The organism is Nonomuraea turkmeniaca (genome assembly GCF_005889735.1).
GTDB lineage: Bacteria > Actinomycetota > Actinomycetes > Streptosporangiales > Streptosporangiaceae > Nonomuraea > Nonomuraea turkmeniaca.
On record NZ_VCKY01000320.1, the window covers coordinates 1 to 10,178 of the forward strand.

Annotated in this window: 10 protein-coding genes and 1 riboswitch; of the genes, 3 read left to right on the forward strand and 7 right to left on the reverse strand. The window is 66.1% G+C overall.

The window, feature by feature from the left end; all coding sequences use genetic code 11:
- The 5 genes from ETD86_RS49200 to ETD86_RS49230 all read right to left on the reverse strand — a co-directional run.
- On the reverse strand, window positions 1-1,624 hold a 1,624-nt coding region (locus ETD86_RS49200), incomplete at its 3' end, for an ATP-dependent Clp protease ATP-binding subunit (protein WP_138673511.1).
- A 995-nt stretch (window positions 1,625-2,619) separates the two neighbouring features.
- Entirely contained in the window at window positions 2,620-2,952 is a 333-nt protein-coding gene (locus ETD86_RS49205) for a histone-like nucleoid-structuring protein Lsr2 (protein ID WP_127937320.1), read from the reverse strand.
- Window positions 2,953-3,464: 512 nt separating this feature from the next.
- On the reverse strand, window positions 3,465-3,953 hold the full coding sequence (locus ETD86_RS49210; RefSeq protein WP_138673512.1) for an RDD family protein: 489 nt from the start codon (window positions 3,951-3,953) through the stop codon (window positions 3,465-3,467).
- Window positions 3,954-4,062: 109 nt separating this feature from the next.
- Window positions 4,063-5,466, reverse strand: a complete 1,404-nt coding sequence (locus tag ETD86_RS56285) for an RDD family protein (RefSeq protein WP_170223716.1) — start codon at window positions 5,464-5,466, stop codon at window positions 4,063-4,065.
- A 136-nt stretch (window positions 5,467-5,602) separates the two neighbouring features.
- Window positions 5,603-6,172 (reverse strand): amino-acid N-acetyltransferase, encoded by a 570-nt coding sequence (locus tag ETD86_RS49230; protein ID WP_138673513.1) that lies wholly within the window; start codon window positions 6,170-6,172, stop codon window positions 5,603-5,605.
- 277 nt (window positions 6,173-6,449) lie between these two features.
- A riboswitch (cyclic di-AMP (ydaO/yuaA leader) is annotated at window positions 6,450-6,600 on the forward strand.
- A 5-nt stretch (window positions 6,601-6,605) separates the two neighbouring features.
- On the opposite strand from ETD86_RS49230, the gene ETD86_RS59470 reads away from it, so the two are divergent.
- Window positions 6,606-7,649: a C40 family peptidase gene (locus ETD86_RS59470; protein ID WP_138673514.1), complete on the forward strand. Its 1,044-nt coding sequence runs from the start codon at window positions 6,606-6,608 to the stop codon at window positions 7,647-7,649.
- Between the two features lie 4 nt (window positions 7,650-7,653).
- On the opposite strand, the gene ETD86_RS49240 is transcribed toward ETD86_RS59470, so the two are convergent.
- Window positions 7,654-7,866, reverse strand: a complete 213-nt coding sequence (locus ETD86_RS49240) for a LuxR C-terminal-related transcriptional regulator (protein ID WP_138673515.1) — start codon at window positions 7,864-7,866, stop codon at window positions 7,654-7,656.
- A gap of 184 nt (window positions 7,867-8,050) precedes the next feature.
- Between ETD86_RS49240 and ETD86_RS49245 the strand changes: the two genes are divergently transcribed.
- Window positions 8,051-9,247: a cytochrome P450 gene (locus ETD86_RS49245; protein ID WP_246149433.1), complete on the forward strand. Its 1,197-nt coding sequence runs from the start codon at window positions 8,051-8,053 to the stop codon at window positions 9,245-9,247.
- Here the strand turns inward: ETD86_RS49245 and ETD86_RS49250 are convergent.
- The gene (locus tag ETD86_RS49250) at window positions 9,237-9,638 is read right to left on the reverse strand and encodes a winged helix-turn-helix transcriptional regulator (RefSeq protein ID WP_138673516.1); all 402 of its coding nucleotides are present in this window, start codon (window positions 9,636-9,638) and stop codon (window positions 9,237-9,239) included. The genes ETD86_RS49245 and ETD86_RS49250 overlap by 11 nt on opposite strands.
- Window positions 9,639-9,717: 79 nt before the next feature.
- On the opposite strand from ETD86_RS49250, the gene ETD86_RS49255 reads away from it, so the two are divergent.
- Window positions 9,718-10,178: alcohol dehydrogenase catalytic domain-containing protein (locus ETD86_RS49255; RefSeq protein WP_425465708.1), on the forward strand; the 461-nt coding region annotated here is incomplete at its 3' end.

Sequence of the window (10,178 nt, forward strand, 5' to 3'; positions counted from 1 at the left end):
CGGGACGGCGCGGGTCCTTCAACCCGGCGCGGGTACGCCGGATGGACCGCGACAGACCCTTGATGGCGTCGTCCTGACCGATGATCCGCTTGTGGAGCTCGTCCTCCATGCGCAGCAGACGCTGCGACTCCTCCTCGGTCAGCTTGAAGACCGGGATGCCGGTGGCGGTCGCCAGAACCTCGGCGATCAGCTCCTGGGTGACCTCGGCCACGACGTCCATGTCGCCGGCCTTCCACTCCTTCTCCCGGCGCTCGCGCTTGAGCTGCAGCTGCTTCTCCTGGTCGCGGAGGGCAGCGGCCTTCTCAAAGTCCTGCGCGTCGATCGCGGACTCCTTGTCGCGGCGCACGTTGGCGATCTTCTCGTCGTACTCGCGCAGGTCCGGCGGAGCGGTCATCCTGCGGATGCGCATCCGGGAGCCGGCCTCGTCGATGAGGTCGATCGCCTTGTCGGGCAGGTAGCGGTCGCTGATGTAGCGGTCGGCCAGCTGCGCGGCGGCGACCAGCGCGTCGTCGGTGATGGACACGCGGTGGTGCGCCTCGTAGCGGTCGCGCAGACCCTTGAGGATCTCGATCGTGTGGCTGAGCGAGGGCTCGGCCACCTGGATCGGCTGGAAGCGCCGCTCCAGGGCCGCGTCCTTCTCCAAGTACTTGCGGTACTCGTCGAGCGTGGTCGCGCCGATCGTCTGCAGCTCGCCGCGGGCCAGCATCGGCTTGAGGATGCTGGCGGCGTCGATCGCGCCCTCCGCGGCGCCCGCACCCACGAGCGTGTGCAGCTCGTCGATGAACAGGATGATGTCGCCGCGCGTGCGGATCTCCTTCAGCACCTTCTTCAGGCGCTCTTCGAAGTCACCGCGGTAGCGGGAGCCGGCGACCAGCGCGCCGAGGTCAAGCGTGTAGAGCTGCTTGTCCTTCAGCGTCTCGGGCACCTCGCCCCTGACGATCTTCTGCGACAGGCCCTCGACGACGGCGGTCTTGCCGACGCCGGGCTCGCCGATGAGAACGGGGTTGTTCTTGGTCCTCCGGGACAGGACCTGCATGACCCGCTCGATCTCCTTCTCACGGCCGATCACCGGATCCAGCTTGCCCTCGCGGGCGGCCTGGGTCAGGTTACGGCCGAACTGGTCGAGCACCAGGGAAGTCGACGGGGCCGACTCCTGCGGGCCGCCCGCCGCGGCCGGCTCCTTGCCCTGGTAGCCGTGGAGCAACTGGATGACCTGCTGCCTGACACGGTTGAGATCAGCTCCAAGCTTGACCAGCACCTGGGCGGCCACACCTTCACCCTCGCGGATGAGCCCGAGCAGGATGTGCTCGGTGCCGATGTAGTTGTGACCCAGCTGCAAAGCCTCACGGAGCGACAGCTCGAGGACCTTCTTGGCCCGCGGGGTGAAAGGAATGTGCCCCGACGGAGCCGACTGGCCCTGGCCGATGATCTCCTCGACCTGCTGACGCACACCCTCAAGGCTGATGCCCAGGCTCTCCAGAGCCTTGGCGGCAACGCCCTCACCTTCGTGGATCAAGCCAAGAAGAATGTGCTCAGTGCCGATGTAGTTGTGGTTGAGCATCCTGGCCTCTTCTTGGGCCAAGACGACAACACGCCTCGCTCGGTCGGTGAACCTCTCGAACATCTCGTCGCTCCTCACAGAGCGGTCAGTCAGGCCGGTAAATCCGGTCCCGTCATCCCGCATGCTAGCCCTGGCTCGGCGAACCGTGCCCACTCGCCTCTGACACGCTCTATAGCAGAGACGTTCCCCGAGAGCAGGGCGTTCACCCTCCATCCAACTACTGTTCGGGGGTGACATGTTCCCGATACGCCGCAAGCGAACGATGTTTAGGGTGCATCACGTAGGCGACACTAAATTGCCGCCGCGGCGTACGCAGATCAACACGGATCGGCCATCGGACGCTTCGAGCGCACCGACGCCAGGTCGGCCTCGGCCCAGGCATCACAGATGCCGCGCCCGTATCTGTTACGCAATCATCCTATGTCCACATGCAATGGTTGGCCAAGTGCGCACACTACGCCCTGAGCATGACACGGCACCTACCGCACTCTCATCCAATTCTCATCCGGTCAGCCGGGTTACCGACCTCATCAGGCACGGGCGTCCAAGTAGTCACGGGATTCGCGGCTCGGCGCACATGGGGAAGCTCGGCATTGTGCGGCACATGCCCGGGGAGCGGGTTTTGCCTGGCGCCACACGGTCGTGAGTCGAGATCCCGGATTAGAGCCAGTCTCAGGTTTTACTCTGAACCGGGGATGGTTCACATACCCCATTCAACGTACGTTGCGGGCCCGGGATCTCCGCCATTGCCCGGCGCATCCCGGGCATCGCCTCTCCGCCATCCGCAAGCGCCGCTCTCCTGGAACGGGCCACCGCGGGGAATCATCAATCGGACACGTGGGAACGGGACACCTTCACATATGCGGGCGCCGACCGGCGAAACGATGCCGGGCATGGTCCACAACACACGGGCCAAAACGCCCGCATATGGGCGAGTTAGAGATCATCCTCTGGACGGTTCCGGCATTCGGTGCACCCCAGAGACGATCATGCGCCTATGTCGGTCGCCGGGGTCCAAGGCGAACGGCATAAGCGCATGGTCGCGGGTCGGCTCTGTATCAGTGAGCCGCTTCGTACTTCTCGACGACAGTGGAGGCGATACGGCCTCGTTCGCTGACCGGGAGCCCGTGGGCCTTGGCCCACTGACGGATCTCGGAGCTCTTCTCCCGGCTCATCGCACGGCTACCGCCCCGGCCACGACGACGCGTGGAGGCGGCGCCCGCCCGGCGCGCGTTCTGCACGAAAGGCGTGAGCGCGTCCCTCAGCTTCTTGGCGTTAAGGTCGCTGAGGTCAATCTCATAGGAGGAGCCGTCAATAGCGAAGCTGACCGTCTCATTGGCCTCGCCCCCATCGAGGTCATCGATGAGAATCTCCTGGATCTGCTTGGCCATCTACGCAATCCTTTCGCGGGCATTGTTTCATTCGCCTGCCCAAACATATACCCGGAAAGGCGCTGAGACAATTCAGCACTGCGGGGATTCGGCTGACTAGCCGATCAGTTCTGCTTCTCGGCCGGCTCGTGGCCGTTACGGTGGCGCCTGGGGCCCTCGGCCCGGACCAACTTCACTACGCCAAAGATGAAGGCTGCGCCGACCACGAGCGGGGGGATGAGCGCTGACAATACGTCCGTTAGGGCTTCCATTCGTCCTCGCCTCCACGGCTAGCGGGGTTTCGGGGGCGCTATATGAGCGCGTGCGCGGCCCGGAGGAGCCCGGCGGACCTCATGAGCGCAAGCCGACAACCGGCCGCACCTGACCATAGCGGCACACAGATGCCCTGCGTACGGCAGGGGCGCCAACATCCGGCAACCCGGACGCCCCATAGCCTAATGCCAGTCTCTCCAGGCTCCTTACCGGATCAAGCGAAAATTTTGCGAAAAAGCATCGGCGCAGGCACGGAAGGCTCAGCGAAGATCTTTTACGACGCGCGTTCCGGCCAGCCTGTCATGCGGCCCGCGCTCCAGCGGCTTGTCGATCAGGATGAGCAGTCCGACGCCGAACAGCAGCATTCCAGCCAGGAGATTGACCACCGGAATGCCCATGAGCATGAGCGGCCCGGGATAGACGAGTGCCCGTTTGAGTGCGGCACGCGGTGTGAGCTTCGCCGGGGCCAGGCGAATCCGCATGATCGCCTTGCCGAAGGTACGGCCGCGCCTGGAATGGGCCCGCCAGTCGTAGCCGGCATATGCCAGCCCCGCCACGAACCACGCGCACACGCCGGGCAGGCGCCCACCGAAGACCTCCAGAACCCCGACAGTTCGGAAGATGCCCCATAGCGCGATGAACAGAATGTAATAGAAGACCCCGAAGACGAGCGCTTCAATCAGGCGGGCGGCGAGCCGTTCCCACCATTCCGCCAGCAGCGAGCCCGCCCACGGCGGCGTCGCGGCCATAACCTTCACCTCACGTCGGGACTACGGGTCTCTCTCATTTTGGTACGACCTCGCGGACAAAACATAGGGGCCGGCGGGAAGCCGGCCCCTGTTTGCGCTTCGCGGAGGACTACTTGATCTTCACGACCACGGTACGCGCGAACTTGTCGGCGAACGTCTGCTGCAGCGGCTTGTTCCACAGTTGCGAGGCGCCGTTGAGGGCGATCGCGACCCAGGCGAACAGGAAGCCGATGAGCGGGACCAGGTTGAGCAGCCAACCACCCCACGTGAAGCCGGCGCGCTTGAGCGCCATGTCTGTGGGGAGACCCTCCGGAGGCATGCCCTGGCCCACGGGGACGACCTTGATCCCCATGATCATCTTGCCGACCGTCTGACCCTTCATCTTGGTGAGGAAGAAGTCATAGGCCACCCAGATGGCGGTCGTGACGACGGCCGCAAGAGCGGTCACGACCCAGAGCATGAAGAACCCTGTGGTCACGCCGGTGGTGGAGGAGTAGCTCGCGACCAGGAGATTGGTGAACACAAGGCTGATCACCCAGCTCACGATGTACAGGATCACCATGTCGACGATCCTGGCCACCAGCCGCTGCCACCATTCCGCCAGCGGGGCGGGCGCGCCTGGAGGCTGCACGCCGACCGGCTGCCCGTAAGGCTGGCCGTAGCCCTGCTGACCGTAGCCCTGCTGACCGTAGCCCTGCTGACCGTAGGCGGGCTGCTGGGGCTGCCCATAGGCCTGGCCGTACTGCTGCTGGTCACCGTACTGCTGCTGGCCGTAGCCCGGCTGGGACTGGGCCTGCTGGCCATAGCCCTGCTGACCGTACCCCTGCTGCTGGCCGTAGCCCGGCTGGGACTGCGGCTGCTGACCATAGCCCTGCTGGCCGTAGTCGGGCTGGGCCTGGGCCTGCTGGCCGTAACCCTGCTGCTGGCCGTAGTCGGGCTGGGCCTGGGCCTGCTGGCCATAGCCCTGCTGGCCGTAGTCGGGCTGAGACTGCGCCTGCTGCCCGTACCCCTGCTGCTGGCCATAGCCCGGCTGGGACTGCGGCTGCTGACCGTAGCCCTGCTGCTGGGCGCCGTACTGCCCTGATGAGGGCTGCTGGCCGTAGCCGGGCTGGGCCTGCTGGCCGTAACCCTGCTGCTGACCGTAGTCGGGCTGGGATTGGGCCTGCTGGCCGTAACCCTGCTGCTGACCGTAGTCGGGCTGGGATTGGGCCTGCTGGCCGTAACCCTGCTGCTGACCGTAGTCAGGCTGGGATTGGGCCTGCTGCCCGTACTGCGGCTGCTGGCCATATTGCTGTTGCTGGTCGTATTGCTGTTGCTGGCCGTACTGGGGTTGCTGGCCATAGCCCTGCTGCTGCCCGTACTGGGGCTGCTGGCCATAGCCTTGCTGCTGACCGTACTGGGGCTGCTGCCCGTAGGCATCGTCCGCCCGGTAGCCGACCACAGTGACGTCGGGATCGGGCTCGCCAGGGTGGCGTCCCGTGTTCTGCTGCCCGTATGGGGGGTTGCCAGGCACAGAGTTCTCGCCGGATTCGTCCTGTGGATACGGCGGCTGTCCGGTGCTCACCGTGTCACCTCGCTTCGAGTGCGCATGTGGCACGTGTCAGGACACATGCCTGTGCTGCCCAACGTATCGACATAGGTATCAACAATCACCTTTCCATCAAGTCAAGGTCCACGTCACCCGATGTCAGATGAAGCAGCATGCGGGTGTTGCCCAGGGTGTTCGGCTTGACGTGTTCCAGGTCGAGGAACTCCGCGACACCCTCGTCGTACGAGGCAAGCAGTTCGGCATAGACCTCGGGTGAGACCGGCGTGCCCTGGATCGGGCGGAAGCCGTGCCTGGCGAAGAAATCGACCTCAAAAGTCAGACAGAATACACGTCGCAGCCCCAGATCCTTTGCCTGCCGTACGAGTGCGGAGACGATCCGGTGGCCGATGCCCATGCCCCGGCACTCGGGGTCGACGGCCACTGTGCGGACCTCGGCGAGGTCCTCCCACAGGACGTGGAGCGCGCCACAGCCGACGACCCGCCCGCCCAACTCGGCCACCCAGAACTCCTGTACGTCCTCGTACAGCGTCACGGTGGTCTTCTCCAGGAGCCGTGGACCCGCGCCCGCGTAGGTGTCGACCAGGCGCCTGATCGTCCGCACATCGCGCGTGCGGGCACGCCGGATCACCACCGCGGTCTCCGGCGTCGTCAGTTCGGCCACCTGCTCCATGACTCTCCAGAGTACAGATCTCATTACGGCTCGGACCTAACTCCCACGTCTGGCCCCATCCTGTGACAAGCCACGGCCGCATGGACACGACCCCCAGCCCCTTCCGGCGTTTGGCGGAAGCAGCGACAAAGAGGACATAAGGTCTCTTCTGCACGGTTGATCACGAGATCACCTTGTGACCCGTCAGTTGTGAAACCTCTACAGATCGAGCAGTTCTGGTTGAGCACGAACCCGGAGTGCATTAGTGTCCAGCGACAACGTTCCCCGCGTGTCGCACGCGGGAGACACGCCCAATTCCCGCATGGGAAGCCGGGGACCCGCCGGTGGCGAGCTCCGCACGCCACCACTGGGGTGAATCCGAGTTCCTCGGTAGGGCTGCTCCGGCCCGAACCCGTCAGCTAACCCGGTAGGCGTCGATGAGAGGAGCTGGTTGGTGAAGCGCACGCTCGGCCGTGGGGAGAAGTCGGCGGGCAGGCATGCCCGCCCTCCGGAACGCGCCTGGCTCTCACGCCGGCTCGGTGTGGTGAGCATCACAGTGGCCGCGCTCCTGATCGCCATCCCTATCGGTTCTGCGTCCGCGGATCCCGAGCCCTCGCTCAAGGAGCTCTCCGAGCAGGTCGAGAAGCTGCATGTCGAGATCGAAACGCTGACGGAGCAGTACAACGGCCAGCGGGAAAAGTACAAGGTCGCGAAGAAGGCCGCTGACGCCGCCCAGAAGACGCTGGCGGCTAGCGAGACCGATCTCGCCGCCAAGCGGGCCAAGGCCGCCCTGCTCGCTCAGAACGCCTATATCAGTGGCGGTCTGAGCAGGGCGCTGGCGTTCACCTCCTCCAGCGACCCCGAGAAGTTCCTCGACCAGGCCGCGACCACGTACGCACTGGAGCAGCAGCAGGGCGAGCAGGTCAACCAGCTCGCCAAGGCGATGGACGCCGCCGATCGCGCCAGGGCGGGCGCCAAGACCCGCATGGAGGAGCTGCAGAAGATCGTCGCGGATCTCGACAGCAAGCGTGACAAGATCACCACACTGGTGGCCAAGACCGAGAGCAAGCTGTTCAGGCGAGCCATGGGCGAGGCCGGCCGGCCCGGCACCCGCGCCGTGCGCATCAGCCTGCCGATCCCCGGCAACGGCAAGGCGGCCCAGGCCGCCAGGTGGGCGCTCACGCAGCAGCTCAAGCCGTACGTCTGGGGCGCCGAAGGCCCCAGCTCCTACGACTGCTCCGGCCTGGTGATGGCGGCCTTCCAGCGGGTGGGCATCTCGCTGCCGCACTACACCGGCGACCAGTGGACCGCGGGCCGGCACATCGACAGATCCGAGCTACGCGCGGGCGACCTCGTGTTCTTCTACAGCGACCTGCACCACGTCGGCATCTACCTGGGCGGGGGCATGATGGTGCACGCCCCGCGGACCGGTGATGTCGTGCGCATCGCATCGATCGCGAACCGGCCGTACGCCGGCGCGGTGCGCATCGCCGACTAGTACGTCAGATCAGCTGGCGTCGCGCTGCCCAAGCCACGGCCTCGATGGCCGTGGCCACGCCGATGCGGTCGCAGATGCCCCGTAACCGCCGGCGTACTGTCCGTCCGCTGATATCCAGACGTCTGCCCACTCGATCGACTGTGACCCCCTTGGCCAGCTCCGCCAGCAACGCCAGCTCCGCATGGCTTAAATCAACACCTTCAGTGAGCACACCCATCGGGAGCCCTCCCCCCAACAGCAGAACTCGGACCTCACAACGGGCCAAAGCCGCTCGTCTCGCAGACGGTAAACGCATCCAGGAAAGGACGTCAAGCGCAAGAATCTTCGCACTTGACGAGCACTATTGACATGATCCGTTATATGTGACGTACTCGCGATATGGCGACGACACCGTCGGCACGATGAGCGATCTCCTCGATCGGTCCAACGGGTCCGGCCCGGGGCCGATGGGCCCGGCCGACGTCCTGGGTTTCGATCCCAACGACCCGGAGTTTCTGCGCGAGCCTTACGCCCGGTATCGCGAGATGAGCGCGCATGGCGCGATCTTCCGTACCCGCGCGGGACTGATCGTCGCCACCACCCACGAGCTGTGCGGAGCGATCCTCCGCGACCCTCGCTTCGGCCACGGCTCCGACCCGCTGTACGGACGAGACCCAGGTCAGCCCGTTGAATCGTTCCTCTGGATGGACCCGCCCGACCACACCAGACTGCGTGGTCTGGTCAGCAAGGCGTTCACATCCCGCATGGTCGAACGGCTCCGCCCCCGCATCGAGGCGATCACCGCCGAGCTGATCGGCGCGTTACCGGAAGAGGCGGACCTGGTTTCCGGATTCGCCTACCCGCTGCCCGTCATGGTCATCACCGAGATGCTCGGGGTGCCTCCCGAGGACCATGAACGCTTCAGCGGCTGGAGCGAAATCTTGGCTCGCAGCCTTGACCCGATGCTTACAGACGAGCTCATCTCGGAAACCGGCCGGGCCAGAAGAGAGTTTCGCGACTACTTCCGCGACCTCATCGCGATCAGGCGGGCGCGGCCCGGCGAGGATTTCCTGAGTGCTCTGGCGCGAGTGGAGGGGCTCACCGAGCCCGAGTTGCTGGCCACCTGCGTGCTGCTGCTCGTGGCCGGGCACGAGACGACCGTCAACCTCATCGCCAACGGCATTCTCCACCTCGCCGGGCACGGGCTGCTGCGGCAGGCCGCCGAGCGGCCCAGGCAGGTGGTCGAGGAGGTGCTCAGGTATGACCCGCCGGTCCAGCTCACCTCCAGGATCGCGCTGGAGGACACGGAGCTGGGCGGCACGCGGGTGCCCAAGGGCACGCCCGTGCTCGGGCTGATAGGCGCGGCCAATCGCGACCCGGCCGTCTTCCCCGATCCCGATCGGTTCGACGTGACCCGGGATCCGGGGCGGCACCTGGCGTTCGGGCTCGGCATCCACTTCTGCCTCGGGGCAACGCTGGCCAGGCTGGAAGGCGAGATCGCGCTCGCCGCCCTGGCCGGCGCGGCGCCCGGGCTGGAGCTGACCGACCCGGCGCCACCGTACAAGTCGAATCTGGTGTTGCGGGGGCTGGAGTCCCTTCCGGCACGGCTCAGGCGTTGACGGCGTCGTAGTGCTCCCTGGCGCGCTCGACGTCCTCGATGTGCGCCTCGGCCCAGCTCTTGATCGCGGCCACCAGCGGCATCAGGCTCTCGCCCAGCGGGGTGAGCTCGTAGTCGACGCGGACCGGCACCGACGGCGTGAGCGTGCGCGAGACCAGGCCGTCGCGTTCCAGGACGCGCAGTGTCTGGGTGAGCATCTTCTGGCTGACGCCGGCAATGCGCCTGGCCAGATCGCTGTAGCGGCACGGCCCCGCCTGCAACGCGGTGAGCACCAGCGTGACCCACTTGTCGCTGAGGCGGTCGAGCAACTTTCTCGAGGGGCACTGGGAGAAGTACGCGTCGAACGCCTTCCTGGCTTCTTCGCGCTGCTCCGCGGCCGTCTGCGTGGCCATTCGTCCAGCCCTCCGGGTTGGTTACGCACTTCCAGGTGCCTACTTACCGAAAGAGAGTAACTCTTCCTAGGGTCACAGCATGACTTCGACGACTATGCGTGCACTCATCGGCGGTTCCGGCGCTCCCCGGCTGGTGGAGGTGCCGGTGCCGCAGGCAGGACCGCGGCAGGTGCGGATCAGGGTGGCGGCGGCCGGGGTGAACCCGTTCGACCTCGCCGTGGCGGCCGGAACGCTCGCCGACTACGGCGTGGCTCGCCGCCTGGACTCGTACGGTCTCGGCTTCGATGCCGCCGGGACCGTGGATCAGGCGGGCGATGGAGCGGGCTTCCTGGTGGGCGAGGAGGTGATCGGGCTTGCCGCCCGGCTGGAGCTGCCCGTGAAAGCGCAGGCCGAGTATGTGGTGCTCGACGCGGACGCGGTGGCCCGGGCGCCGCGCGGATTCACTCCCGAGCAGGCGGCCACGATCCCGCTCAACTCGCTGACCGCCTGGCAGGCGCTGGACCGGGCGGGAGTCGGGCCAGGACGGACGCTGCTGGTGAC